Origin of the sequence: Arthrobacter antioxidans, assembly GCF_023100725.1 — a bacterium.
GTDB classification, from domain to species: domain Bacteria; phylum Actinomycetota; class Actinomycetes; order Actinomycetales; family Micrococcaceae; genus Arthrobacter_D; species Arthrobacter_D antioxidans.
The window spans coordinates 1,254,410-1,280,098 of record NZ_CP095501.1; the positions used below are offsets into that span (position 1 = coordinate 1,254,410).

The 25,689-nt window shown below is 70.8% G+C and carries 24 protein-coding genes; 20 read left to right on the forward strand and 4 right to left on the reverse strand.

What is annotated here, in order from left to right; genetic code table 11:
* Positions 1-1,083: 1,083 nt before the first annotated feature.
* Positions 1,084-2,649, reverse strand: coding sequence for an HNH endonuclease signature motif containing protein (locus MWM45_RS05750; RefSeq protein ID WP_247828625.1), 1,566 nt, complete (start codon positions 2,647-2,649; stop codon positions 1,084-1,086).
* Between the two features lie 343 nt (positions 2,650-2,992).
* Between MWM45_RS05750 and dxr the strand changes: the two genes are divergently transcribed.
* From dxr to MWM45_RS05795, 9 genes are all read left to right on the forward strand, one after another.
* Positions 2,993-4,267: a 1-deoxy-D-xylulose-5-phosphate reductoisomerase gene (gene dxr, locus MWM45_RS05755; RefSeq protein ID WP_247828626.1), complete on the forward strand. Its 1,275-nt coding sequence runs from the start codon at positions 2,993-2,995 to the stop codon at positions 4,265-4,267.
* Positions 4,264-5,607, forward strand: a complete 1,344-nt coding sequence (locus tag MWM45_RS05760; RefSeq protein ID WP_247828627.1) for a M50 family metallopeptidase — start codon at positions 4,264-4,266, stop codon at positions 5,605-5,607. The genes dxr and MWM45_RS05760 overlap by 4 nt, the downstream gene beginning before the upstream one ends.
* Positions 5,608-5,646: 39 nt before the next feature.
* Positions 5,647-6,267 (forward strand): MarR family transcriptional regulator, encoded by a 621-nt coding sequence (locus tag MWM45_RS05765; protein WP_247828628.1) that lies wholly within the window; start codon positions 5,647-5,649, stop codon positions 6,265-6,267.
* 71 nt (positions 6,268-6,338) lie between these two features.
* Positions 6,339-6,785, forward strand: coding sequence for a hypothetical protein (locus MWM45_RS05770; protein ID WP_043447457.1), 447 nt, complete (start codon positions 6,339-6,341; stop codon positions 6,783-6,785).
* Positions 6,786-6,795: 10 nt separating this feature from the next.
* Positions 6,796-7,086, forward strand: coding sequence for a YciI family protein (locus MWM45_RS05775; RefSeq protein ID WP_247828629.1), 291 nt, complete (start codon positions 6,796-6,798; stop codon positions 7,084-7,086).
* A 99-nt stretch (positions 7,087-7,185) separates the two neighbouring features.
* On the forward strand, positions 7,186-8,352 hold the full coding sequence (gene ispG / locus MWM45_RS05780; RefSeq protein ID WP_247828630.1) for a flavodoxin-dependent (E)-4-hydroxy-3-methylbut-2-enyl-diphosphate synthase: 1,167 nt from the start codon (positions 7,186-7,188) through the stop codon (positions 8,350-8,352).
* A 37-nt stretch (positions 8,353-8,389) separates the two neighbouring features.
* A complete protein-coding gene (locus tag MWM45_RS05785) occupies positions 8,390-9,208 on the forward strand; it encodes a GNAT family N-acetyltransferase (protein WP_247828631.1) in 819 nt (272 codons plus the stop codon).
* A gap of 140 nt (positions 9,209-9,348) precedes the next feature.
* Positions 9,349-11,148, forward strand: a complete 1,800-nt coding sequence (locus tag MWM45_RS05790; protein WP_247828632.1) for a proline--tRNA ligase — start codon at positions 9,349-9,351, stop codon at positions 11,146-11,148.
* Positions 11,149-11,150: 2 nt separating this feature from the next.
* Positions 11,151-11,966 carry a sulfite exporter TauE/SafE family protein gene (locus MWM45_RS05795; RefSeq protein WP_247828633.1) on the forward strand — a complete coding sequence of 272 codons (816 nt, stop codon included), beginning with the start codon at positions 11,151-11,153 and terminating at the stop codon, positions 11,964-11,966.
* Positions 11,967-11,982: 16 nt separating this feature from the next.
* Here MWM45_RS05795 and MWM45_RS05800 read toward each other — a convergent pair whose 3' ends face one another.
* On the reverse strand, positions 11,983-13,029 hold the full coding sequence (locus MWM45_RS05800; protein WP_247828634.1) for an aminoglycoside phosphotransferase family protein: 1,047 nt from the start codon (positions 13,027-13,029) through the stop codon (positions 11,983-11,985).
* Positions 13,022-14,284 (reverse strand): DUF4439 domain-containing protein, encoded by a 1,263-nt coding sequence (locus tag MWM45_RS05805; protein WP_247828635.1) that lies wholly within the window; start codon positions 14,282-14,284, stop codon positions 13,022-13,024. Before MWM45_RS05805 ends, MWM45_RS05800 begins: the two co-directional genes overlap by 8 nt.
* A gap of 108 nt (positions 14,285-14,392) precedes the next feature.
* On the opposite strand from MWM45_RS05805, the gene MWM45_RS05810 reads away from it, so the two are divergent.
* The 5 genes from MWM45_RS05810 to rbfA all read left to right on the forward strand — a co-directional run bounded on the left by MWM45_RS05810 (position 14,393) and on the right by rbfA (position 20,124).
* Entirely contained in the window at positions 14,393-15,019 is a 627-nt protein-coding gene (locus tag MWM45_RS05810) for a ribosome maturation factor RimP (protein WP_052274526.1), read from the forward strand.
* A gap of 10 nt (positions 15,020-15,029) precedes the next feature.
* Complete coding sequence (nusA, locus tag MWM45_RS05815; protein WP_043447478.1) at positions 15,030-16,019, forward strand: transcription termination factor NusA; 990 nt, start codon at positions 15,030-15,032, stop codon at positions 16,017-16,019.
* 105 nt (positions 16,020-16,124) lie between these two features.
* The gene (locus MWM45_RS05820) at positions 16,125-16,475 is read left to right on the forward strand and encodes a YlxR family protein (RefSeq protein ID WP_082046451.1); all 351 of its coding nucleotides are present in this window, start codon (positions 16,125-16,127) and stop codon (positions 16,473-16,475) included.
* Between the two features lie 124 nt (positions 16,476-16,599).
* Positions 16,600-19,578, forward strand: a complete 2,979-nt coding sequence (gene infB / locus MWM45_RS05825; protein WP_247828636.1) for a translation initiation factor IF-2 — start codon at positions 16,600-16,602, stop codon at positions 19,576-19,578.
* Positions 19,579-19,686: 108 nt separating this feature from the next.
* Positions 19,687-20,124 carry a 30S ribosome-binding factor RbfA gene (gene rbfA / locus MWM45_RS05830; protein WP_043447483.1) on the forward strand — a complete coding sequence of 146 codons (438 nt, stop codon included), beginning with the start codon at positions 19,687-19,689 and terminating at the stop codon, positions 20,122-20,124.
* 77 nt (positions 20,125-20,201) lie between these two features.
* Here the strand turns inward: rbfA and MWM45_RS05835 are convergent, their stop codons facing one another.
* Entirely contained in the window at positions 20,202-21,380 is a 1,179-nt protein-coding gene (locus tag MWM45_RS05835; RefSeq protein WP_247828637.1) for a pyridoxal phosphate-dependent aminotransferase, read from the reverse strand.
* Between the two features lie 55 nt (positions 21,381-21,435).
* Between MWM45_RS05835 and truB the strand changes: the two genes are divergently transcribed.
* The 6 genes from truB (at position 21,436) to rpsO (ending at position 25,454) form a co-directional block, all read left to right on the forward strand.
* Positions 21,436-22,338, forward strand: coding sequence for a tRNA pseudouridine(55) synthase TruB (gene truB, locus MWM45_RS05840; RefSeq protein ID WP_247828638.1), 903 nt, complete (start codon positions 21,436-21,438; stop codon positions 22,336-22,338).
* A 2-nt stretch (positions 22,339-22,340) separates the two neighbouring features.
* Positions 22,341-22,709 (forward strand): hypothetical protein, encoded by a 369-nt coding sequence (locus MWM45_RS05845; RefSeq protein ID WP_247828639.1) that lies wholly within the window; start codon positions 22,341-22,343, stop codon positions 22,707-22,709.
* A complete protein-coding gene (locus MWM45_RS05850; protein WP_418909740.1) occupies positions 22,706-23,149 on the forward strand; it encodes a hypothetical protein in 444 nt (147 codons plus the stop codon). Before MWM45_RS05845 ends, MWM45_RS05850 begins: the two co-directional genes overlap by 4 nt.
* A gap of 125 nt (positions 23,150-23,274) precedes the next feature.
* Positions 23,275-23,955 carry a DUF4345 domain-containing protein gene (locus MWM45_RS05855; protein WP_247828640.1) on the forward strand — a complete coding sequence of 227 codons (681 nt, stop codon included), beginning with the start codon at positions 23,275-23,277 and terminating at the stop codon, positions 23,953-23,955.
* Between the two features lie 130 nt (positions 23,956-24,085).
* Entirely contained in the window at positions 24,086-25,081 is a 996-nt protein-coding gene (locus tag MWM45_RS05860; protein WP_247828641.1) for a bifunctional riboflavin kinase/FAD synthetase, read from the forward strand.
* Between the two features lie 103 nt (positions 25,082-25,184).
* Positions 25,185-25,454 carry a 30S ribosomal protein S15 gene (rpsO, locus tag MWM45_RS05865; protein ID WP_043447493.1) on the forward strand — a complete coding sequence of 90 codons (270 nt, stop codon included), beginning with the start codon at positions 25,185-25,187 and terminating at the stop codon, positions 25,452-25,454.
* The last annotated feature ends 235 nt before the right edge of the window (positions 25,455-25,689 follow it).

Below are 25,689 nucleotides of genomic sequence, written 5' to 3' on the forward strand. Positions count from 1 at the left end.
GATCTGTGTGATGAGGAGTAGTTGGTGACTGAGGAGCAGCGGACCGGTCAGGGCCCGTACGAAGACCACTCGCTATCCGCGGAGGCGGCGGCGGACCGTCTTGGGATGACGGGAAAGGCACTACGCTCCTGGTTGCGGGTTCACCGCCCCGAAGGCGCTGTGCAGGTGCCTCCGCAGAAGAACGGGCGGTGGTACTTGGACGAAGAACTTGTGGCCGTTCTGGAAGCCGGTCGTCCGGTTCCCGCGCGAACACCCCCTGCTGGAACTACGGCGCATCCTGGTCCGGTGTTACGTCCGGAGAGCACGCAGCCTTCCTGCACGGACGAGACCGTGATCGGCGAACCGGTCACGGTGGACAGTGGAGAGGCTCTCGCAGGACCTGGACGTCGGGCGCTCGCGTGGTCCGACTGGGTGCCCTTCGCAGACGTCTTGGCGGTCGCTCCGCGCAGCCCCGGCGTCTACATGATGCGCTTGACTGCTGAACCTGAGCGAGGGCCGGTGTACATCGGCATGGCGGGGGAGCGAAAGGGCAACGGGGTGCGAGGTCGACTGGCCATCTACGTCAGCGGCCAGGGAGCCGCCTCAGGGCTCGGAGAACACGCCTTCGATCGTGCTCTCGCAGATCCGGATTGGGTGGAGGCGCGACTGGTGGAGGCGCGAGAGGGACGCTCCCTGCGAGCAAAGAGGGCTGCCCGTGCGGCTATCGACCACCTTGGACTGGAAGTGCGCTGGACGCCCGCTGCAACGCGGGCAGAGGCACTTCTGATCGAATCGCAGCTGATCGGACAGTACAGAGGTCGATTGTGGAACCGGTGATTGCTCGGACGTGGTGATCTGAAGGAGGTACTCCATTCTTTGAGGCGATCGCAGGCCATGGCCCCACGCTGTTCGCCGGTTTCTCACGGCACTTAGTTCTCCAGTTGGTGGATCGGCAGGAGGTCGGCTCGGGGGCTGTGGCCCTGCGGTACGAGCCACGCCGGTAGCCGTACGGTCCTGCCGCATCGAAGCTGCCTGTTCCCGGCGAGGCGATCGGACGCCGCTGCGCTCGCCGGAGGTACCGTGGCACCGCCGTCCGCCCGACCGTCAGAAGGGAGGCGGGGCTTCCTCATCAGCCATTCGCTCAGTGCGCATCGCCGTCCCGAGCCCGCGCAGGATCCGGGCGGTGGCCGACGCATCCGGGTCGCCGGGCGGTGGTTCAGGCGGCGTCGTATAGGTCCGACCACCCGGCGACAGCCAGGTCAGTCCACCGTCGGGATCGGGGCTCGGCGTCCAGTCTGTCTGGTGCTTCAGCATGTGGTGCCGCCTGCACGCGGGGTAGAGGTTGTCCGCACCGGTCGATCCGTCGTCGGCCCAGGCGAGCAGATGGTCGAGATCGCAGCGGCTTGCGGGGCGGGAACAGCCGTAGAAGCTGCAGGTCTTCTCACGGAGCTGGACCCAGGTCCGCAGGTCCTCGCTCGGACGGTACCGGGTCCGGTCGAGGCCGAGCGCCGCGCCCGTGTAGGGGTGGGTGAGCAGGCGCATCCACGAGGTGGCGTCCGCGGCCAGCTTCCGGGCGGCATCAGCGGGGATGGGTCCGTAGCCCTCGAGCTCGGCCGGTTCGTCGGTGAGCCCCATCAGCGAGAACACCGGGACGGTGACCACGATCTTCGCCACGGACGGACGGGCTCCCGGGCCGACGCTGCTCCCGTGGGCGCTGCTCCTTTCGGTGCCGCGCCCTTCGGGGGTCCCGCAGCTTCCGCCGGCGGAAGGATCGGTGCCGGTGGTCCTGCCACCGCCGAGCAGCAGGTCGGCCAGCACATCGGCCCGCAGCTGCGGCAGCGTCCGCGGCTCGTCGCCGCTGCGCAGGCTACGAGCCGCCGCGTCGACCGTGGTGTGGACTGCAAGGGCCTGCTCCGCGGGAAGGTAGGCGCTCAACCATGCCATCCCGTCCCGGTCCGGTTCGAAGACGACGCACCGGTCGGCAGCAGCCCGCACCCGGCGGGCGGTCAGCGTCTCGGGGTGGAGCCTCTCCCGCAGCCGACGGCACCGCGCGGTGAGCCTCGGCCGGTTCAGGTTACCTGCCACCTTCAGGATCTCGGTCTCGAATCCGTGCACGGCCTCGTCGGGGATGGTGCGGGACTGCTCGACGACGACCGACGCGCGCCCGGGGCAGATGGTGCCCTTCTCCAGGGCCGCCAACGTGTCCGTCAACTGGCCGGTCAACGTCAGCGACTCCGACACGAGCCGGGCGGCGGACCCTTCGGACATCGTGAGCAGTGCCGCGGTCTCGGCGACCGTCCCGGTGAAGGCCAGGGAGGAGGACGGGCCGGACCAGGAGTGGTGGTCCGGATTGCTGAAGGTGTGGACCCGGGCGACGAGGCGGGCCCGCTGCGCGGCGGCCCAGGACGCCAGCCGGTCCGCGGCCCGCAGCAGATCGAGGGTGGCCGGGAGGCTCGAAGGATCGGCTGCACCGGACGCGGCGCCCTCCAATCGGCCGATCAGGCCGTACGGCGTTGCGTCCTCGACCCGCGCACGGGCGTGCTCGTCGACCCCGTCGTCGTCGAATTCGCCGTCCGAACCGAGAAGCTCGTCGAACGCATCCGCGGGCCAGCCCTCGAGCGCCTCGCTGTAAGCGTCCTCGAGAGTCAGCAGCACCGATCCGGTGGTCATGGCTCCAGCCAATCACCTCGCACCGACAAAATGGGCCGCGATCGAAGGCACGAGAAGTGCTGATGCCTGGACTTCTCGATTGGTGGCTGCCGAGCACCGAGCGACCGCCGACTGCACCGTGGAAGGTCGGCCTGCCGCTGACCCGGGACGGCCGCCGGCCCTGAATCTGGACCACAGCCTGCCGGGACCCGAGCGACCCGAAGCCACGGCGCGAGGCGACCACCCGCCGCGGACCCGACAACCGCCGCCGCAGGTCTGCACGACAGCCTGCCGCAAGCGCGAAACGACCACCCGCCACGCATGCAGGAGGGCCGGCACCGGCAGTCTGCGGGATACTGGGGCCATGGATTTCAGCAACCCCACCCGCGGGCACCGGCGCGTCACCATCCTCGGTTCCACCGGCTCGATCGGCACCCAGGCACTTGACGTCATCGCCGCCGCCCCGGACCGCTTCAGCGTGGCAGGCCTCACCGCGGGCGGACGGAACCTCGACCTCCTCGCCCGCCAGGCCGTCGCCGTCCGGGCCCCCGCCGTCGGCGTCGCGTCCGCCACCGAAGCCGACCTCGAGCACGCCATCGCCCGCGCCGCCGACGACGCCGGCGTCACCGGCTACGCCCCGCACCTGTTCGCCGGCGACCGCGCCGCAGCCGACGTCGCCGCCTGGCCGGATGCCGACGTCGTGCTCAACGGGATCACCGGGTCGATCGGGCTGGAACCCACCCTCGCCGCACTCGGCGCCGGACACCTCCTCGCGCTCGCGAACAAGGAGTCGCTGATCGCCGGGGGAGCCCTCGTGCGGGCGGCCGCCGCACCGGGGCAGCTCGTCCCGGTCGATTCCGAACACTCAGCCATGGCGCAGGCGCTCCGCGGCGGGACGGCGGACGAGGTGGACCGGCTCATCCTCACGGCCTCGGGCGGTCCGTTCCGCGGCATGACCCGCGCGCAGCTGCAGCACGCGACCCCCAGCCAGGCCCTCGCCCACCCCACGTGGGACATGGGCCGCGTGATCAGCACCAACTCGGCGTCCATGGTCAACAAGGCCCTCGAGCTGGTGGAGGCGCATCTCCTCTTCGACATCCCGCTCGAGCGCATCGACGTCGTCGTGCACCCGCAGTCCGTGATCCACTCGATGGTCCAGTTCGTCGACGGATCCACCCTGGCGCAGGCGTCGCCGCCCGACATGCGCCTCCCGATCGCCCTCGGCATGGGCTGGCCGTTCCGCGTGCCCGGCTCGGCGAGGGCCTGCGACTGGAGCCGCCCCGAGGAGTGGACCTTCGAGCCGCTCGACGACGACGCCTTCCCCGCGGTCGCGCTGGCCAAGCGGGCGGCAGCGGAGGGCGGCACCCGCATGGCCGTCTACAACGCGGCGAACGAGGAAGCCGTGGACGCCTTTCACAGGGGAGTCATAGGTTTCACTGACATCGTGGACACGGTCTCCGCGGTCGTCGAGGAGCAGCGCGCGCAGGATCAGGGCGTAGCCGTCGGCGACCTCACCCTCGACGCCGTCCTCACGGCGGAACGCTGGGCACGCCGGAGCGCCCGTGTCCGTTGTGGGCTCGAGGAGTCGTCCCTGCCGGTCGGTGCAGGGGATGTGCAAGGCCAGAAGGAAACGCTGTGACTGTTCTGCTGTTCATTGCCGGAGTGCTCTTCGTCGTCGTCGGGATCGCCGCGTCGATCGCGCTGCACGAGGTGGGCCACCTGGTGCCCGCGAAGCTCTTCCGGGTCCGCGTCACCCAGTACATGGTCGGCTTCGGCCCCACCGTCTGGTCGAAACGCCGCGGCGAGACCGAGTACGGGCTCAAGGCGATCCCGGCCGGGGGCTACGTCGCCATGGTGGGCATGTTCCCGCCCGCGACGACGGAGGCCGGAGCCGTCCGCCAGTCCAGCACCGGCGTCTTCCAGCAACTCTCCGACGACGCGCGGCGGGCCGCCGCCGAGCAGCTCCAGCCCGGCGACGAGGACCGCGTGTTCTACAAGCTGCCCATCTGGAAGCGCATCATCATCATGCTCGGCGGGCCGCTGATGAACCTCCTGATCGGGACCGTCCTCTTCGCGATCCTCATCATGGGCTTCGGTTCCGCGCAGGCCACCACCACGGTCTCCGAGGTGTACCGCTGCGTCGTGCCCGCCAGCCAGCAGGCCGCCACGGGCCAGACCGACTGCGGACCGGACGACCCGGCCGCGCCCGCGTTCCAGGCGGGTCTGCAGCCCGGTGACCGCGTGGTCGCCTTCGACGGCCGCGAGGTCACCGGCTGGGACGAGCTGTCCGGCTGGATCAGGGATGCCGCCGGGCGCGAGGTCGCCATCTCCTACGTCCGCGACGGCGAGACCATCGACTCCAGGATCACCCCCCTGCTGACGGAGCGGCCCGTCGCCGCGGAGGACGGCACGGCGGCGGTCGACGACGACGGCACCGCGCTGACCCGGGAGGTCGGCTTCATCGGCGTCGGCTCCACGCAGGAGCTCGTGCCCCAGCCGGCCACCGAGGTACTGCCCGCCGTCGGCGACTCCCTCGCGAGCGTGGCCGGCGTGGTGCTGAACCTGCCGCAGCGCGTGGTCGAGGTGGGTCAGGCGGCGTTCTCGGACGCCCCGCGCGACCCCGAGGGCCCCATCAGCGTGGTCGGCGTCGGCCGGATCGCGGGGGAGATCTCCGCGATGGAGGAGGTCCCCGTCGCATCCCGTGCCGCGACCCTCATCGGACTGGTCGCGGGCGTGAACCTCGCCCTGTTCGTGTTCAACCTCATCCCGCTCCTGCCGCTCGACGGCGGGCACGTGGCCGGAGCGCTATGGGAAGGGCTCCGCCGCGGCGTCGCACGCCTGTTCAAGCGCCCCGATCCGGGCCCGTTCGACATGGCGAAGCTGCTGCCCCTCACCTACGCCGTCGCGATCCTGCTGATGGGCATGGGTGTCCTGCTGATCTACGCCGACATCGTGAAGCCGGTCGATCTCTTCGGCTGATCGGTTGTAAAACGGAATTCAACCTCATACGGTTGAAGAATGTTCGTCCTCACGATCGACCAGGCGGCCAGCCGTACCTCCCCGGACCGCATCCCCGAGTTGCTCGCCCTCCTGCGGCCCGTCCAAGCCGTCCTCCCCTGGGAACGCTCGGTGGGGGACGAGGCGCAGGGCGTCCTGGCCGATCCGGCCGACGTCGTCGACGCCGTCCTGCTGTGCCTCCGCGCAGGGGGCTGGTACGTGGGGATCGGCGTCGGCGTGGTCGAGGAACCCTTCCCGTCCTCGCCGCGGGAGGGCCGGGGCTCCGCGTTCGTCGCCGCCCGCAGGGCCGTGGACCGGGCCAAGAAGACCGGTGACCGCGCGCCGCTGGCCGTCGAAGGACCGGGCGGCCACGCCGACGTGGCAGCGGAGGCCGAGGGGGTGCTCGCGCTGCTCGGTCGGCATGTCATGGGGCGCTCCGAGGCGGAGTGGCGCATCCTCGATCTCCTGCAGCCCGGCGAGCGCGGCACCCAGACCGTCGTCGCGCGGAGCCTCGGCATCAGTCCGCAGGCCGTGAGCAAGGCGGCCGCCCGTGCGGCCTGGCATGAGGAGCGCACGGTCCGTCAGGCAGTTGCACGCCTCCTGGCCTGGGCGGACCGCCCCGACGGAGTCCTGACCCACTGAAGGGGGTGGCGTGCTGTAGACATGACGGACGACGGTGAGCGGCACGGTCGACGACCGTTCAGGAGGTATCGGTGGACGCACTGTGGATCGTGGTGGCCCTCGTCGCGGCGGGAGGCCTGGGCTCGCCCGTCACCATGCTCGTGCTGCGCCTGGCGCGATCGGTGGACACCGCGGAACGGCGCAGGGAACTCCCCGAGCCCGCCGACCAGCCACAGCTCGAGCTGCCGGAGCCCCCGGCCCACCCACCCCAGGCGCCGATCGACGCCCTGCCCCCGGGCGTGCTCCGCGGCGGACTGGTCATCGGTGTGCTCGAGCGCCTCGCCGTGACCGTCGCCATCCTCGGCGGCCAGCCCGTCGCCATCGCCTACGTCGTGGCGGTCAAGGCCCTCGGGCGCTACGCCGAGCTGAAGGAGACCCCCGCCGCGGCGGAGCGGTTCATCATCGGCACGCTGACCTCCCTGCTGTGGGCCGCCGGTGTCGCGACGATCGTCAAGGCCTACCTGCTGGGAGTCACGTAGGGTGAAAGCCATGAGTATCTTCGCCGTCGAGTACGTATACAACCCCGACCACGACCACCTCCGCGTCGAGCACCGCCCGGCACACCGCCAATGGCTCGAAGGACTCGTCGGCGACGGCCGCGTCCTCGCCTCCGGTCCCTTCGCCGACGGCACCGGGGCGCTCCTGCTCTTCGCCTCCGCGACCGAGGCCGATCTCAACCAGCTCGTGAGCGAGGACCCGTTCGCGCAGGCCGGGGCGATCTCCGCCGTCAAGACCACCGCGTGGAACCCCGTGATCGGAGCCTTCAGGGACCTCGTGTGACCTGCGTCCCGGCAGGACGACGCAGCGTCCGGCCGGGTGGATAATGAAACCAAGTATGTCGTCACACGTGCGGCCAGGGCCGCCAGCATGGAGGATGTTTTGACCTCGGTCAACCTAGGAATGCCAGCAGCACCGCCGCCCGTCCTCGCTCCCCGGCGCAAGACCCGCCAGATCAAGGTCGGCTCGGTAGGGGTCGGATCCGATTCCCCGATCAGCATCCAGTCGATGACGACGACGCCGACCACGGACATCAACGCGACCCTCCAGCAGATCGCCGAACTGACGGCCACCGGCTGCGACATCGTCCGGGTCGCCTGCCCCTCGGCGGACGACGCCGCGGCACTGCCGATCATCGCGAAGAAGTCCCAGATCCCGGTGATCGCGGACATCCACTTCCAGCCGAAGTACGTGTTCGCCGCGATCGACGCCGGCTGCGCGGCCGTCCGCGTCAACCCGGGCAACATCCGCAAGTTCGACGACCAGGTCAAGCAGATCGCCGACGCCGCGAAGGCCGCCGGCACCTCGATCCGCATCGGTGTCAACGCGGGATCCCTCGACCCGCGCCTCATGGAGAAGTACGGGAAGGCCACCCCGGAGGCGCTCGTCGAATCGGCCGTCTGGGAGGCGTCCCTGTTCGAGGAGCACGACTTCCACGATTTCAAGATCTCCGTGAAGCACAACGACCCCGTGATCATGGTCCGGGCGTACGAGCTCCTCGCCGAGCGCGGCGACTGGCCCCTGCACCTCGGCGTGACCGAGGCCGGGCCGGCCTTCCAGGGCACCATCAAGTCCGCCACCGCGTTCGGCGCGCTCCTGTCCAAGGGCATCGGCGACACCATCCGCGTCTCCCTCTCCGCACCGCCGGTCGAGGAGATCAAGGTGGGCAACCAGATCCTCCAGTCCCTCAACCTGCGCCCCCGCAAGCTCGAGATCGTGTCCTGCCCCTCGTGCGGCCGGGCGCAGGTGGACGTCTACACGCTCGCCGAGGAAGTGACCGCCGGCCTCGAAGGCATGGAGGTCCCGCTGCGCGTGGCCGTGATGGGCTGCGTCGTCAACGGACCCGGTGAGGCACGCGAGGCCGACCTCGGCGTCGCCTCCGGCAACGGCAAGGGACAGATCTTCGTCAGGGGCGAGGTCATCAAGACCGTGCCCGAGGACCAGATCGTGGAGACGCTGATCGAGGAAGCCATGCGGCTCGCGGAGGAGATGGGGGAGGCTGATGGCGAAACTGCTGGCCAGGGTGGCCCCATGGTTACCGTTAGCTAGGCCCCAGCCCGACCCGGAAGGGCCGTGGTCCTTCCGGGTGCTCGGCGAAGCCGACACCCCGGACCTCTGGGGCCTCGTCAACGCGGACCCCGTGGCCAACGTCTTCGTCGCCTCGCACCTCGAGGCGACGGGCAGCGCCGCGCCGTCGTTCGCCGGCGGCGAGGTCATCGGGATGTTCCGCCACCACGAGCTCCGCGCCGCCTGCTGGGCCGGGGTCAACCTCGTCCCGGTCGGCGTGACCGACGAGACCGGCGCCATCTTCGGCGACCACCTCGGCCGCTCGGGGCGCACCTTCTCCTCGATCTTCGGCCTGTCCGAGGGTGTGATGGACCTGTGGTCCACGCTCGAGGACTACAGCGCGGAGCCGTTCGACGTCCGGCCCACCCAGCCGCTCATGGCCATCGACACGGACCCCCTCATCACCCCCGCACCCGATCTGCGCTTCACGCGTCCCGAGGAACTCGACCGCCTGCTGCCCGCCTGTGCCGCGATGTTCGAGGAGGAAGTGGGCTACTCGCCGTTCATCGGCGGGTCCGACCACTACCGCCGGCGGGTCGCCTCCCTGATCGGCCGCCGGCATTCGCTCGCCGCGTTCGACGACGACGGCACCGTGATCTTCAAGGCCGAACTCGGCACCGTGTCCTCGCAGGCCGTCCAGGTGCAGGGGGTCTGGGTGAACCCCGACCACCGCGGCCGGGGGCTCAGCGCCGCCTACATGGCCGGCGTCGTCGTCGCCGCCCGCTCCCTCGCGCCCACCGTGAGCCTCTACGTGAACTCGTACAACGCGCGCGCCATCGCGGCCTACAAGCGCGTGGGCTTCGAGCAGGTGGACACCTTCGCGACGATCCTCTTCTGAGGACGGGTCCGTCGCGACGGCGACGGCGGCGGGGTGTGCGGACCGGCTAGATTGGTACCTGTTGTCTCCCGCCGGACGGCGGGGGAGTGGATGGCAGTGCTCGATCAAGCAGCGCCCGATGAATACGAACGGACACCCGCGTGGTCTTACGACTCTCGACCCTTTTCCTGCGCACCCTGCGTGACGATCCAGCCGACGCCGAAGTCGCCAGCCACCGCCTCCTGGTCCGGGCCGGCTACATCCGGCGCGCGGCCCCCGGCATCTACAGCTGGCTGCCCCTGGGCCTGAAGGTCCTCGCCCGCGTGGAGGGGATCATCCGCGAGGAGATGGAGGCCATGGGCGCCCAGGAGGTCCACTTCCCGGCGCTGCTGCCCAGGGAGCCCTACGAGACGACGAACCGCTGGACCGAGTACGGCGAGGGCCTGTTCCGGCTCCAGGACCGCAAGGGAGCTGACTACCTCCTGGCGCCGACGCACGAGGAGATGTTCACGCTGCTCGTGAAGGACCTGTACAGCTCGTACAAGGACCTGCCGCTGAGCCTGTTCCAGATCCAGACCAAGTACCGCGACGAGGCACGCCCGCGGGCCGGGCTCCTCCGTGGACGCGAGTTCATCATGAAGGACTCCTACTCCTTCGACATCGACGACGAGGGACTCGAGGCCAGCTACCAGCTCCACCGGGCGGCCTACCTGCGCATCTTCGAGCGGCTGGGCCTCGAGGTCATCCCCGTGATGGCGACCGCCGGCGCGATGGGCGGCTCGAAGAGCGAGGAGTTCCTGCACCCCACGCCCATCGGCGAGGACACCTTCGTCCGCTCGGCCGGCGGCTACACCGCGAACGTCGAGGCCGTCACCACCGTGGTCCCCGACGCCGTCGACCACTCGGATGCTCCGGCGGCCGAGGTGCGCGACACCCCGGACACGCCGACCATCGAGACGCTCGTGGCCGCCGCCAATGCCATGGCCGTCCGTGAGGACCGTCCCTGGACCGCCGCGGACACCCTGAAGAACGTCGTCCTCGCCGCCGTCCTGCCCACCGGGGCGCGCGAGATCGTCGTCGTCGGTGTGCCCGGCGACCGCACCGTGGACCTCAAGCGCATCGAGGCGAACATCGCGGGCCATCTGGAGACCGGCGGTGAGGTGGCCGTCGAGGCCGCCACCGAGGACGACCTCAAGAAGCACCCGGGGCTCGTGAAGGGCTACATCGGCCCGGGCCTGACGCCTGACGCCGCCGTCCTCGGGGCCGAGTCCGCCACGGGCCTGCGCTACCTCGTGGACCCCCGCGTGGTCAGCGGCACCGCATGGATCACGGGTGCCAACGAGCACGGGAAGCACGTGTTCGGCCTGGTCGCCGGCCGCGACTTCACCTGGGACGGCGTGGTCGAGGCCGTCGAGGTGCGCGAGGGCGACGAGGCTCCCGACGGCTCGGGACCGCTGGTCGCGGCCCGCGGCATCGAGATGGGGCACATCTTCCAGCTCGGACGGAAGTACGCCGACGCGCTGGGCCTGAAGGTCCTCGACCGCAACGGCAAGCTCGCCACGGTGACCATGGGCTCCTACGGCGTCGGCGTGACGCGCGCCCTCGCGGCCCTCGCCGAGGCGAACCACGACGACCGCGGCATCATCTGGCCCCGCAACGTGGCGCCCGCCGACGTGCACATCGTCGCCACCGGCAAGGGCACCGAGGTCTTCGAGGCCGCCGAGAAGCTCGCGGCGGAGCTCGAGTCCTCCGGCCTGACCGTGCTGTACGACGACCGCCCCAAGGTCTCCCCGGGGGTGAAGTTCGGCGACGCCGAGCTCATCGGCGTGCCCACCATCGTCGTCGTCGGGCGCGGGCTCGCGGACGGCGTGCTCGAGGTCAAGGACCGGCGCACCGGCGAGGCGCAGAACGTGGCCGTCGACGAGGCCGCCGCGCTGCTGCGCGAACTCACCGCGCACTGACCTTGGGAGGTTCGGGACTCGAGGAGCTGCACCTCGCCACGATCCTGCTGGTGCTCGTCGCCGGATACGCCGCCGGTTGGGTGGACGCCGTCGTAGGCGGCGGAGGCCTGCTGCAGCTGCCGGCGCTGCTCCTCGTCCCCGGCATCGCGCCCGTGGAGGCCCTGGCCACCAACAAGATGGGATCCATCTTCGGCACGACGACGAGCGCCATCACCTACTACCGGCGCGCCCATCCGGACCTGCGGACGGCGCTGCCGATGGCGGGAGTGGCCCTCATGGGCAGCTTCGGCGGGGCCGTGCTGGCGTCCTCGCTGCCGTCGTCGGTCTTCAAGCCGATCATCGTGGTGGCGCTCATCGCCGTCGCGGTGTTCACCGCGCTGAAGCCCACCGTCGGGACGCTCACCGAGCTGCGGTACCAGGGGGCCCGGCACTACGGGACGGCGTGTGCGATCGGGCTCGTCATCGGCTTCTACGACGGACTGATCGGCCCCGGCACCGGGTCCTTCCTGATCATCGCGATGGTCACGCTGCTGGGCTACAACTTCCTCGGCGCCAGTGCGAAGGCCAAGATCGTGAACATGGCGACCAACTTCGGCGCCCTCATGTTCTTCCTGCCCAGCGGGTCCCTCCTGTGGGGCCTCGGGCTGCTGCTGGGCGTCGCGAACATGGCCGGCGGCTACACCGGCTCGCGCATGGCCATCAGCCAGGGCAGCCGCTTCATCAGGATCGTGTTCCTCCTCGTCGTCGGCGCCCTGATCGTCAAGCTCGGCTACGACGTGTGGGTCGAGAACGTCCGCCCGCTGGTGGCAGGAGGCTGACGGCCGCCCGCGCCCGTCAGAGGGACGGCAGCGCTCCGACCGGCGGCAGGCCGTCCAGCGTCCGGCCCAGGACGGAGCTCGCCACCCACAGCGACCGCTGCGCGTCCCCGGGGAGGCCGTGGCCGAGGTAGGACAGCGCATTGCGGACCTCGCGGACCACGGTCCAGCCCCGGGCCAGCTCCGCGTCGAGGCCCGCGGCCTCCGCCAGCGCCCGGCAGTGCGCCTGCAGGTGACCGGCAGGATCGCCGGCGTCGAGCTCGTCGAGCCTGTTCCACAGCATGGGCGCCACCGCGTACTCCGCGTCACCCAGCACGGGCTTCGGGTCGATCGCGACGAAGTCCCCGAGCCGGTCCGGCGACGTCGGAAGGAGGTTGTCGTAGTGCAGGTCCGTGTGCACGAGGACGTCGCGCTCCGACCGTCGGCCGATGACCCCGCGCGACTGGCAGACCTCCAGCGCGGCCTCCATGAGCCAGCGCGGGAACGGTTCGCCGAGCTCGTCCCATTGTGCGGGGAGCGTGTCCGTCCACTGCTCGGCCTCGGACGCCAGGTGGGGGAAGGCCGCCCAGGGTGCGCTCGTGCCTGCCCGGAGGCAGAGCCGCCGCAGGACCTCGCCCCACGGTGCGGGCGTCTCGTCGAGCGGCACGTCCCGCAGCGAGTGGTCCCCGTCGAGACGCTGCAGCAGCAGGGCGTATTCGGGGCGAGACGACGCCAGCAGGCGGACCGCGCCCGTCCCGTCCCACAGCTCCAGCGCGTCGGGCTCGGGCAGGGCTTCATCGTGGGGGATGCTCAGTTTGAGGACGGCGTGGGGCGCATCACTGTCGCGGCGCAGTACCGGCACGACGACGGCGCACCGCCCGGCCCACGCGGCCTGCCCGGGCTGGAGGTCGAGGGCCAGGTCCCAGGCGTCGAGTCTGTCCGCCAGCAGACCGTGCCAGGCGCGCGTCCATCGGGCGCCGCCGTCGATCGTCGCCGCGGACCGGACGAGGGCCGGCGGGAGATCCGGGAGAGCCGTGACCCGGTCGGGGGCCGTGGACCGTCCGCCCGCGCCGGCTTCGCTAGCCACGGGGCTGCTCCGTCTGGTGCACGGGAGCCGGGTCCGGGGTGGCTGCCGACGTCGGGGTGCTGCCGGCCAGTCCGGGGAGCGCTTCCAGGGGGGTGCCGGCCTCGATACTGCGCTGGGCGGCGGCGCTGAACGAGGTGACGGCCCACGCCCGGGTCTCCGGACCGACCGTCGCGATGAGGCCCGCGTAGAGCTCGGCGTGCTCCTGTTCGATGGCGCGCGTCGCGGCGAGCGGATCGGCGCGGAAGTCCGGTCCGATCGCATAGCCCGCCGGCGTCGGGTCCGCGGGAACGCACAGGGCGGCGAGGCGATCGGATGCGGCGTCCGCCGCCTCCCGGTGGGTGGACGCCGCGTCCAGCGCCCGTGCGGGCTCCGGGAGCAGCGCCGCGGCGACCTCGTACGCGTACCGGGCCTGGTCCTCCGCGGTCCGCGCGCCGAGGAGGGCCAGGCGGTCGGCCTCGGGGCCGACCGCGGTCCCGGCGCACTCCGCGGGCGCCGCGGGTGCACCACCGAGCGGTTCTGCCGGTTCCGTCTGTTCTGGCAGGTCCGCGAACGGGCCGGTGCCGGCGGCGAGGTCCACGGCGGACAGCGCGCCCGGTGCGGGCAGCCCGGGGTCGGCCCCCAGGGCCTGGCCGAGCCGGAGGGTGTGCCGCCACTGGTTGACGCCGGCGGCGGCGAGCACGCGGCCGGGACCGGGGTCCGCGCGGGCCGCGTCCCGGAGGCTCAGGAGTGCGCTGTCGCGCAGGATCGCCAGGACGGCGGGCGCGTCGGCCGGTGCCGCGGAGGCAGCGGCGTCGCCGGCCGTGCGGGTACCCGTGCCCGCTCCCGGGTCCGCCGCGGGACCCGAGCCGCCCGGCCGTCCGTCCGGAACCGGGCTGGTGCGGGGCGGGGAACCGTCCTCCGCCGTCGGGCCGGGGGAGCGCGGCAGGGCGACGGCGTCCGCCTGCTCGTCTAGGTCCTCGGCGGCCGCTGCCAGTTCCGCGGCGGCCGCCGGGGCCAGCCCGGGGTCGGCCGCCGTGGTGCGCGCCCGGTCGGCCGCGGAACGGTAGCGGTGTTCGGCGTCGAGCTGTGCCTGTTCGGAGACGGAGTAGACGCGCGCCGGCGGCTCCGGGGCCCGCACGCCCAGTCCGACGCCGACCACGAGCAGCATCACGGCGAAGAGACCGGCAAGGCCCGCCGACCGCCGCGCCAGGCGTCCTGCGCGGGATCCGCGGCGCCCTCCGCCGGCCCGCTGCCTGTCCGTCTCCGCGCGCTTCATCACAGTTCCCGATGATGTCACGGTGCTTCCCGTTTCAGCCGCCGATACAGCCGGTGCCGCGGAATGTCGGTACTCTTGGAGCACAACATCATCGAGTGGGAGGCAGCCATGGCGGTCCGGTCCGGGAACGAAAATCATGCCTCGACCCGCAGGTCGGCCTCAGAGGTCGAACTGCAGGCCGAAGCGCAGCGCCTCTGGACCAGACTGAAGCCGGTGGTCGACCAGCACAACCTCTATCTGGAGGACGTCGAAGTCAAGATCGCCGGGTCCCATCGCACGGTCCACATCGTCGTGGACCTGCCCGAGGAGACCACGGGGAGCGTCGGTTTCGATGTGATCTCCGCCATCTCGACGGACCTCTCCGCAGCGATGGACAGCCTGGAGGACGACGACCGTCCGTACAACCTCGAAGTCTCGTCACCCGGGGTCTCCCGTCCCCTCACCGAACCGCGGCACTGGCGCCGCAACGTGGGGCGCATGGTCGAGGTGAAGCCCGTGACCGGCGACGCCGTCCTCGGCCGCCTGCAGGACGTATCGGACACCGGGATCCGGCTGCTGCCGCAGCTGCCGGTCAAGAAGGGCATGAAGCCCAAGCAGGGCGATCCGCTCGCCCTCGAGTTTTCCAAGATCCGCAAGGGGACCGTGCAGGTCGAATTCGCGCATCTCGAGGATGAACACCACGATGACAGCGATGGGGCCGATCCGGAGATCTCCGGCGCCGTGCACCACGCGTAAGGAGACCCACATGGATATTGATATGAGCGCGCTGAGACTCCTCGAGCACGAGCGCGAGATCCCCCTCGACAAGCTGGTTCCCACGATCGAGCAGGCACTGCTGATCGCCTACCACCGCTCGCCCGGCTCGCACGAGACCGCCCGCGCCGAGCTCGACCGCCGGACCGGGCACGTCACCATCTGGGCCACCGAGAAGGACGAGGACGGGGCGCCCGTCGGCGAGTTCGACGACACGCCCACCGGGTTCGGACGCATCGCGGCGAGCACCGCGCGCCAGGTCATCCTCCAGCGCCTGCGTGACGCCGAGGACGACAACATCCTCGGGGAGTTCCGCGGCAAGGAGGGCGAACTCGTCGCCGGCATGATCCAGCAGGGCACCAACCCGCACATGATCCAGGTGAACCTCGGCTCGGTGGAGGCGGTCCTCCCGCCGCCGGAGCAGGTGCCGGGGGAGAAGTACCTGCACGGCACCCGGTTGCGCGCGTTCGTGGTCGACGTGCACCGCGGCATGAAGGGGCCCTCCATCACGCTGTCCCGCTCGCACCCCGGCCTCGTGCGCAAGCTCTTCGAGCTGGAGGTGCCCGAGATCGCCGACAGGACCGTCGAGATCGTCGCCCTCGCCCGCGAAGCCGGACACCGCACCAAGATCGCGGTCAAGGCGAACATCCCGGGCGTCAATGCCAAGGGGGCCTGTATCGGCGAGATGGGCAGCCGCGTGCGCGCGGTCATGAACGAACTGAACGACGAGAAGATCGACATCGTGGACTACAACGACGACGCCGCCGCCTTCATCGCCAGCTCGCTCTCGCCGTCGCGCGTGACCTCCGTGACGATCACCGACGAAGCCACCCGCTCCGCGCGCGTCGTCGTCCCGGACTACCAGCTGTCCCTCGCGATCGGCAAGGAAGGCCAGAACGCCCGCCTCGCCGCCAAGCTCACGGGCTGGCGGATCGACATCGTGTCCGACGCCGCGCAGCAGGCCTCCGCGGCGAAGGCCTAGGCCTGCGGGTCGGGCGGCGGCATCGGAAGGGGTAGAATGGAAGGGACTGCTGCCCAGTCGCGCCCGGAAGAGGCTGTACGCCGAAACGATTCCGGGCACCGACCGATGGACGCACATCCGATACGCACCTGCGTGGGATGCCGCCGGCGGGACCGCCAGTCACACGTGATGCGGGTTGTTGCACGACCGATCGACGGCCAGATTGCCGCCGTCATCGATGAGCGGCGCCGGTTATCCGGACGGGGTGCTTGGCTGCACCCCGACCCGGCATGCATGGAAACAGCCGTCAAGCGGAAAGCCTTCAACAGGGCCTTCCGCGGGCCGGTGGACACTGCGCAGTTCGCAGCGTCCTTCCACGCATACCTGGAGCGTCGAGACGGACGCTCCGATTCAGCACCGTCCTCCCTGAAAGCGGGTCAGCACCCTTATGGAAACCCGATGAGCACCCAGCGATGAGTGCGCAACGATGACCAATCCGTTGCGCTCAGCATTCGATCTGCCAGACGCGTTCGCGACTGGGATCAGCAATAGGAAATAGACGGTTCGTGCCTGACTCGGTGCGGACCGAGACAGGAGAAATGTGGCCAAGGTCCGCGTACACGAGCTCGCGAAAGAGCTCGGTATAACCTCGAAGGACGCAGTTGCGAAACTGCAGGAACTGGGCGAATTCGTCCGTTCAGCGTCATCCACCATTGAAGCCCCCGTCGTGAAGAAGCTTCGCGGCGCCTTCCCGAATGCCGTCGCCCCCAAGGCCGAGGCAGCCCCCGCCCCCTCGCGCCCCTCGGCGCCCTCGCCGGGCCCGAAGCCGGGTGCCGCCCAGGCGGCTCCCGAGGCGCCCGCCCCGGCGGAGCCCGCAGCACCTGCTGCCCCGGCCCCGACCGCGCCGGCTGCACCGGCTGCACCCCAGGCGTCGCCGTTCTCCAACGGCTCCGTCCCCGCAGCCCAGGACGCTCCGGCAGCCCAGGACGCGCCGGCGGCACCGAGCACCCCTGCACCGGCAGTCCCGGACGCGCCCGCCCCGGCGCAGCAGGACACCCAGGCCGAGGGAACGAGCGAGGGTAGCCGTCCGGCGCCCCGCCCGGCCACCCCTCCGGCCGCACCGTCGGCAGGGACGACGCGCCCCTCGGGTGCCCGTCCCGGTGGCGCACCCCGCCCCGGCAACAACCCGTTCGCGCCCTCCCAGGGCATGGGCTCACGCCGCGGTGACACCGATCGTGGTGCCGAGCGCGGTGCGGATCGTCCCCCGCGTCCGGGCAACAACCCGTTCGCCCCGTCGCAGGGCATGCCTCGGCCCGGTCGTCGTGACGATGCCCAGCAGCGTCCCGCAGCCGGCGCGGGCGGACCCCGCCCCGCAGCCGGTGCCGGTGGACCCCGCCCCGCAGCCGGTGCCGGTGGACCGCGTCCCGGCGCACCGCGTCCGGGTGCACCCCGCCCCGCCGGAGCCCCGGGCTCGCGTCCCACTCCCGGCATGATGCCGAACCGCACCGAACGTCCCGCCGCCCCAGGCCGCGGAGCACCCGGTGCCGGTGCCGGTCCGCGCCGCGGACCCGGTGGAGCCCCGAACAGCCCCAGTGGGGCCCCCGCCGGCGGCGGTTTCGGCAAGGGCGGCCGCGGACGCGGCGGCACCGCCGGTGCCTTCGGCAAGGGTGGAGCCGGCCGCGGCAAGCAGCGCAAGTCGAAGCGTGCGAAGCGGCAGGAACTGGAGCAGATGTCGGCTCCTTCGCTGGGCGGCGTGAGCGTACCCCGCGGAGACGGCAACACCGTCGTCCGCCTGCGCCGCGGCTCGTCCATCACGGACTTCGCCGACAAGATCGAGGCGAACCCCGCAGCACTGGTCACCGTGCTGTTCCACCTCGGCGAGATGGCGACGGCGACGCAGTCCCTCGACGAGGACACCTTCCAGGTGCTCGGCACCGAGCTGGGCTACCTGATCCAGGTCGTCTCGCCGGAGGACGAGGAGCGCGAGCTCCTCAGCAGCTTCGACATCGACTTCGATGCCGAGCTGGAAGCCGAGGGCGACGAGCAGCTCGAGGCACGTCCGCCGGTCGTCACGGTCATGGGCCACGTCGACCACGGTAAGACGCGACTGCTCGACGCCGTCCGCAACACCAAGGTCGTCGAGGGCGAGCACGGTGGCATCACCCAGCACATCGGTGCCTACCAGATCCAGCACGTCCACGAAGAGACCACCCGCGCCATCACCTTCATCGACACCCCGGGCCACGAGGCGTTCACCGCCATGCGTGCCCGTGGCGCGAAGGTCACGGACATCGCGGTGCTCGTCGTCGCGGCGGATGACGGCGTGATGCCGCAGACCGTCGAGGCGCTGAACCACGCCCAGGCGGCCAACGTGCCGATCGTCGTGGCCGTCAACAAGATGGACAAGGAAGGCGCGAACCCGGACAAGGTCAAGGGCCAGCTCACCGAGTACGGCCTCGTCCCCGAGGAGTACGGCGGCGACACCATGTTCGTGCACGTCTCGGCGCTGCAGGGCATGGGTATCGACGAACTCCTCGAGGCCGTCCTGCTCACCGCCGACGCCGCGCTGGACATGCGGGCCAACCCCAACAAGGACGCCCGCGGTATCGCGATCGAGGCGAACCTGGACAAGGGCCGCGGTGCGGTTGCGACCGTCCTGGTCCAGTCCGGAACGCTGCACGTCGGTGACACCATCGTCGCCGGTACGGCCCACGGCCGTGTGCGAGCGATGTTCGACGAGAACGGCGACGTCGTCACGACGGCAGGACCCTCGCGTCCGGTCCAGGTCCTGGGCCTGTCCAACGTGCCCCGCGCCGGTGACACGTTCTTCGTCACCGACGACGAGCGCACCGGCCGCCAGATCGCCGAGAAGCGCGAAGCAGCGGACCGCAACGCGGCCCTCGCGAAGCGCCGCAAGCGCATCAGCCTCGAGGACTTCGACCAGGCCGTCGCCGAGGGCAAGGTCGACACCCTCAACCTCATCCTCAAGGGTGACGTGTCGGGTGCCGTCGAGGCCCTGGAGGACTCGCTGCTCAAGATCGACGTCGGAGAGGGCGTGCAGCTGCGCGTCATCCACCGTGGCGTCGGTGCCATCACGCAGAACGACGTCAACCTGGCCACGGTCGACAACGCGATCATCATCGGCTTCAACGTGAAGCCGGCGGAGCGCGTGGCGGACCTCGCCGAGCGTGAAGGCGTGGACATGCGCTTCTACTCGGTCATCTACGCTGCGATCGACGACATCGAGCTCGCCCTCAAGGGCATGCTCAAGCCGGAGTACGAGGAGGTGCAGCTCGGTACCGCAGAGGTCCGCGAGGTGTTCCGCTCCTCGAAGTTCGGCAACATCGCCGGTTCGATCGTCCGCTCGGGCATCATCCGACGCAACACCAGGGCCCGTGTCCTGCGCGACGGCAAGGTCATCGGGGACAACCTCTCCGTGGACTCGCTCAAGCGCTTCAAGGACGACGCCACCGAGGTCCGCACGGACTTCGAGTGCGGTATCGGCCTCGGCTCGTTCAACGATGTCAAGGAAGGCGACACCATCGAGACCTTCGAGATGCGGGAGAAGCCCCGCGCCTAGCAGGTAGGGCAGGTCGGGCGCTCCGGTTCTCCGGGGCGCCCGACCTGTCGGACCGCCGGAACCCCTCGCGGGTTCCTCTTCAGACCAGTTTCAGTAGGAGTAACAGCAATGGCAGATCCGGCCCGCGCCGCGCGGCTCGCGCAGCGCATCAAAGTCATCGTCGCCGAGGCGCTGCGGCGACGCGTGAAGGACCCCCGGCTGGAAGCCGTGACCATCACGGACTCCCGCGTCACGAACGACCTCCAGCACGCGACCCTGTACTACACCGTGCTGGGCGACGCGGAGGAGCAGCAGGCCACGCGGATGGCGCTCGAGTCCGCCCGCGGCGTGCTGCGGTCCGAGGTCGGTAAGAACATCACGGCGCGCCTCACGCCCACCCTCGAGTTCGTCCCCGACGAGGTGCCGGTCAACGCCAGCCACCTCGAGGAGCTCCTGCAGAAGGCGCGCGAGCGCGACGCCGAAGTGGCTGCGATCGCGCAGGGTGCCGATTTCGCGGGTGACGCGGATCCGTACCGCACGTCGGAGGACGACGAGGCGGCACGCTAGTCCCGGCATCGTCCGGGACCACCGCAGAAGGCAGCCGACCCCACGGGGCGGCTGCCTTTCGCGTGCTCCGGAGCGGGTCAGGTCCGCGGCAGGGAGGGGAGCCGGGAGAGTCCCTCGACGAGATCCTCCGTCCGGCCGCAGAGGGCGATCCTGACCCATCCCTCGCCGCGGGCGCCGAAGGCCGTCCCGGGGGCGAATGCCACGCCGCGGTCCGCGAGGAACGAGCGGGTCCAGGTGCGGACGTCGCCGCCGGTCGCATGGGAGAGGTCGGCCCACAGGTAGAAGGCGCCCCGGGCGTCGAGATAGCCGATGCCCAGCCCGTCGAGGACGGCGGTGGCCGCGTCACGGTTGGCCCGGTAGTGCCGCAGTGCCGTGGACACGTAGTCCTGGGGGCCGGTGAGGGCGGCGACGGCGGCGTACTGCGACGCCGCGGAGACGCAGGACACGGTGGCCTCCATGATGTTGCTGAGCAGCGGCTCCATGCCCGGCGGCGTGACGAGCGCCCCGATCCGCAGGCCCGTCAGGCCGTAGGTCTTGGACAGCGTCAGCGACGTGATCACGCGCGGCTCGTGGGCCTCCGGTACTGCTTCCGGTCCGCCGGCGTCGAAGCGTGCCGGGCTGACGTGGGGGACGTCGTAGGTGAAGGCCTCGTAGCACTCATCGGAGACGATCCAGAGATCCTGCTCGTGCGCGAACCGCACGAGCTCGCGGGTGAGCTCGTGGTCGAACACCGAGCCGAGGGGGTTCGACGGAGAGTTCAGCAGGAGCACCTTCGTCCGCTCGGTGACGAGTCCCCGCAGGTCCTCGATCCGCGGCTGGAAATCGTGCCCGGGTACCAGGGGGTAGGGCACCGGGACGCCGCCGAGCAGGCCGACGGTCATGGTGAACGTGGGGTACCCCGGATCCGGGAGGAGGACCTCGTCGCCCGCCCCGATCAGCGTGCTGAGGGCCAGGTGCAGGCCCTGCTGCGCGCCGGCGACGACGAAGACGCGCGACGGGTCGTCGTCGACCCCCGACCGCTGCGCGAACCGTTCCGCGAAGGCGGCCCGGGCCGGTGCGATCCCGGCATTGGGGGTGTAGTTGGTGTCGTCGCGGTCCAGGGCGGCCATGCCCGCCTCGAGGACGTGCCGTGCGACCGGGAAGGCCGGCTCACCGATGCTGAGCACGATGGCGTCGGGTGTGGCCCAGGCCGCCTGGGTGATCTCGCGGATCTGGTTGACCGGGACGTTCACCACGTGGGCTGGAGCGGAGGGCATACGGAGGATGGTATCGCGCACAGGGGGTCCCGGTGCGGACCATATACTGGGAGGCGTGAATGCCGGGCAGGTCCACTCAGGGCTGATTATCGTGGACAAGCCGCAGGGCTGGACCAGTCATGACGTCGTCGGGCGCCTGCGCCGCCTCGCCGGGACCCGCAAGGTCGGCCACGCCGGCACCCTCGACCCGATGGCCACCGGGGTCCTCGTCGTCGGGATCAACCGTGCCACCCGGCTCCTGACCTTCATCGTGGGCACCACGAAGACGTACACCGCCACGATCCGGCTGGGCCAGTCCACCCTCACCGACGACGCCGAGGGCGAGGTCACCGGCGGGAGCATCGCCGCGGCGGTGACCGAGGAGGAGATCCGCACCGCCGTCGCCGCGCTGACGGGTGGGATCCAGCAGGTCCCGAGCAGCGTGAGCGCCATCAAGGTCAAGGGCGAACGCTCGTACGCGCGGGTCCGCTCCGGCGAGGAGGTCCACCTCCCCGCGCGACCCGTGACCATCCACCGCTTCGACGTCCACGCCATCCGGCGCGTGAGCAACGGCCGGCTGCAGGACGTCGACGTCACCGTCGAATGCAGCTCCGGGACCTACATCCGCGCCCTCGCACGTGACCTCGGCGCGGCCCTCGGTGTCGGCGGCCACCTCACGGCGCTGCGACGGACCCAGGTGGGCCCGTACACGATCGACCAGGCACGCACCCTGGAGCAGCTCGCCGAGGAGCTGGAGGTCCTCTCGCTCGACGACGCCGGACGCGCACTGTTCCCGGTCAGGGAACTCTCGGACACCGAGACCGCCGATGTCTCCCACGGCCGGAAGGTGGCCCCGAACCAGGACCCCGACGAGCCGGTCGCGGCGTTCGCGCCGGACGGCACGCTCGTGGCGCTGCTCGAGAACCGCGGGGGAGCGGCCCGGACCGTCCTGGTCTTCGCTCCGGGGGGCAAGGAGTAGGCGTGGATCCCTTCTTCCTCGTCGGGGTGGTCGTGTGCGCCGTCTCCGCGGTGCTGTGCATCGGGGCCGGCGTGCTGCGCAGGCCGCCCAACGACATCACGATCCTCTCGATCGCCGCCGTCGAGCTCTTCCTCCTCGCCTACGCGGTCGGGGCCGTGATCCGGCAGCTCGCGGGGGAGCCGGTCCTCGGGGAGGCCTGGGAGTTCTGGGGCTACCTCCTCACGGCGCTCCTCGTGCCCGTCGGGGCGTTCTGGTGGGCGATCCTCGAGAAGACGCGCTGGAGCAATTTCGTGCTGGGCGCGGCGGGACTGACGGTGTTCGTCATGCTCGTCCGTATGGAGCAGATCTGGGACGGGGTGGCCGGACTGTGAGCAGGCCGAGGAACGGGACGGCATCCGCCGCGACCGCGGCGGACGGTACAGGCCGCGCGAGCGGGCCCGGGCGGCTCCTCATCGCCGTGTACGGCGTGTTCGCCCTCGCGGCGACGGCCCGGGCGGCGTACCAGATCGCGACGAAGTTCGGCGAGGCCCCGCTCGCGTACCTGCTGTCCGCGGCAGCAGCCGTGGTGTACATCGTCGCCACCATCTCCCTCGCCCGGCCCGGCGCCCGGGCGTACCGGGTGTCCGTCGTCGCCGTGACCACGGAACTGGTGGGCGTCGTCATGGTGGGGCTCCTCAGCGTCTTCGACGCCCAGGCATTCCCGAGCGAGACGGTGTGGTCGGCCTTCGGCCGCGGCTACGGGTTCGTGCCGCTCGTCCTGCCGATCCTCGGCCTGCTCTGGCTGCGCAGGAACCGGCCGGGCCGGGCCTGACGCGACGGTCGACCATAGCCCACCGCGCGGTCCGAGGGATCCCGTCCCATCCGCCGCCGGCGGTGCCCCGCACCGTGAGAGTATGACCGAAAGAGCACCATCCAGCCTGCCTCCAGGGAGCCGACATGACCAGCAACAGCCCCGAGCACGACAACTCCTCCGCGTCGGGCGGACGGCCCCCCGGGTCCGACGCCCGCGGGAGCGGCGGCGCCGGGCCGGTACCCTCCTCCTCGCGCGCCGCGACCCCCGCGGGCACCGGCGCCGGGACCCCGGGCTCCGCACCCGGGACCTCAAGCTCCGCGCCCGGGACCTCGGGCACGAGGGCCGGCACCCCCAAGGCCGGCACTCCGGCCAATGGGAAGAAGGCGGGCAAGCCCGCATCCACGGGCGGCGACTGGAACGTGTTCCGTACCGTCGTCGTCCTGGTGGGACTGGCCCTCGCCGCCTTCGGCGTCTACTACCTGATCCTCGGGACGGCGGGCCTGCCGGACACCGAGGGCACCCCGGTCAACCCCACCCTCGAGAGCCAGTTCCGGTTCTACTCGGCCATGATGGTGGGCGTCGGCGCGGCCTTCATCACCATCGCCATCAAGTTCCAGTGGGCCAACATGCTCTGGCTGGTGTGCCTCATGGTGTTCGTCGGCGGGATCGGGCGCGTCCTCTCGTGGGCGTTCTCCGGTACCCCCAACTACCTCCTGATCATCCTCATGGTCATCGAACTGGCGTTCCCGGCGGCCCTGCTCGTCTGGCACAAGTACATCGCGAAGACCACCGAACTCCGCAAGGAGTTCGCCCAGCGCAGCTAGCCGCCGGCCGCCGCCGGGCGGGCAGGCGATGCCGTCCGCGACGCGGCCTTCGGCCATAATGGGATCGGCGATCGACCCGCCGGACCACACCCGTGGTCCCGGGGGTCCGGCCGAATCCCGAAGGAGATGCGTGTACTACTGGAGAGACCTGGACAGTGTGCCCGAGGATTTCGGGCCCTCCGTCCTGACGCTCGGCAACTTCGACGGCGTGCACCGGGGGCACCAGCGTGTCCTGCAGCAGGTCGTCGAGGCCGCGCGGCAGCGATCCGCTGCGGCCGTCGTCGTGTCCTTCGACCCGCACCCCGCACAGGTCCACCGGCCGGACTCCGCGCCCGAGCTCATCATGGGCCTCGACGACCGCGTGGAGACCCTCGCCGAGACCGGCATCGATGCCCTGCTGATGATGCACTACACGCTGGACCTCGCCTCCAATTCGCCGGAGGAATTCGTGGAGCGCGTGTTCGTGCGGGCGCTCAAGGCCAAGGCCGTGGTCATCGGTCACGACGTCCGGTTCGGCAGGGGCAACAGCGGCGACCTCGACACCATGCGGGAGCTCGGCCGCACCCTCGGCTTCGAGGTCATCACCATCGACGACTTCGGCGCCAGCTACCCGGCGGACGCCACGGACGACGACGGCGACCGGCGCTGCTCGTCGACCTGGGTCCGGGAGGCGCTGGAGGCCGGCGAGGTGGGGACCGCGGCCCGCGTGCTCGGCCGGCTCCACCGCATGCGCGGCGAAGTGGTGCACGGGGCGGCCCGCGGCAGGGAGCTCGGCTATCCGACGGCGAACCTCGCCCCGTCCGCGCAGGGGTTCATCCCCGCCGACGGCATCTACGCGGGCTGGCTCATCGACCAGGCCGGGACGCGTTGGCCCGCCGCCGTCTCCGTGGGATCCAACCCCACCTTCGACGGCGTGGACCGCCAGGTCGAGGCGCACGTCATCAACCGTCCGCCGGAGCGCGTGCAAGATTTCGACCTGTACGGGCAGTCGGTCGTCGTCGAATTCGTCGAGCGGCTGCGCGGGCAGGTCACCTACACGGGACCCGAGGCACTGATCGAACAGATGAGGCTCGACGTCGACCGCGCGCGCGGCCTGCTTTCGACAGAACATCAGCCCAGACGCTAGACTTGGGGAAGATCCGGCTGCAGTCCGTGGTGGCTGGATTTTTCTGTGTCGTCGTGCAAGCGACGCTCAGCACATGTTCACGGTACAACTGTAGGAGTTACTCGTGGCCCTTGACGCCGCCATCAAGCAGGAAATCATCAAGGCTTACGCCCTCGCCGAAGGTGACACCGGTTCACCCGAGGTGCAGATCGCGATGCTTTCCCGTCGTATCCTCGACCTGACCGAGCACCTGAAGATGCACAAGCACGACCACCACACGCGTCGTGGCCTGCTTCTTCTCGTCGGTCGCCGTCGTCGCCTGCTGGACTACCTGCGGGACACCGACATCACGCGCTACAGGACGCTCATCGAGCGCCTGGGTCTGCGTCGATAAGTAGCATCGGAAGGCGGCATCCTCTCCCCGGGAGGGGGAGCCGCCTTCTTGCTGGAGACAGCATCGAAGTACCCAACGCATACCAGGAGTCAACCGGCACCACGCATTCGCGGTCCTCGGTAGTGATCTCCGGAACGCCGGACCGGCAGTTCCGTGGATCTCGATCGAAGACCGGGTGCTGTGGGCCGTCCATGAGGGACGGACCACGTCGGGTGCCGATTGCCTCCGCCTACCA

Coding starts and splice junctions, on each gene's coding strand:
- MWM45_RS05765 (WP_247828628.1), top strand. CDS start 5,647: ATGTTCGTCCTCACGATCGACCAGGCGGCCAGCCGTACCTCCCCGGAC.
- MWM45_RS05810 (WP_052274526.1), top strand. CDS start 14,393: ATGGCGGTCCGGTCCGGGAACGAAAATCATGCCTCGACCCGCAGGTCG.
- nusA (WP_043447478.1), top strand. CDS start 15,030: ATGGATATTGATATGAGCGCGCTGAGACTCCTCGAGCACGAGCGCGAG.
- rbfA (WP_043447483.1), top strand. CDS start 19,687: ATGGCAGATCCGGCCCGCGCCGCGCGGCTCGCGCAGCGCATCAAAGTC.
- MWM45_RS05805 (WP_247828635.1), bottom strand. CDS start 14,284: ATGAAGCGCGCGGAGACGGACAGGCAGCGGGCCGGCGGAGGGCGCCGC.
- MWM45_RS05775 (WP_247828629.1), top strand. CDS start 6,796: ATGAGTATCTTCGCCGTCGAGTACGTATACAACCCCGACCACGACCAC.
- MWM45_RS05820 (WP_082046451.1), top strand. CDS start 16,125: ATGGACGCACATCCGATACGCACCTGCGTGGGATGCCGCCGGCGGGAC.
- dxr (WP_247828626.1), top strand. CDS start 2,993: ATGGATTTCAGCAACCCCACCCGCGGGCACCGGCGCGTCACCATCCTC.
- MWM45_RS05855 (WP_247828640.1), top strand. CDS start 23,275: ATGACCAGCAACAGCCCCGAGCACGACAACTCCTCCGCGTCGGGCGGA.
- MWM45_RS05835 (WP_247828637.1), bottom strand. CDS start 21,380: ATGCCCTCCGCTCCAGCCCACGTGGTGAACGTCCCGGTCAACCAGATC.
- MWM45_RS05750 (WP_247828625.1), bottom strand. CDS start 2,649: ATGACCACCGGATCGGTGCTGCTGACTCTCGAGGACGCTTACAGCGAG.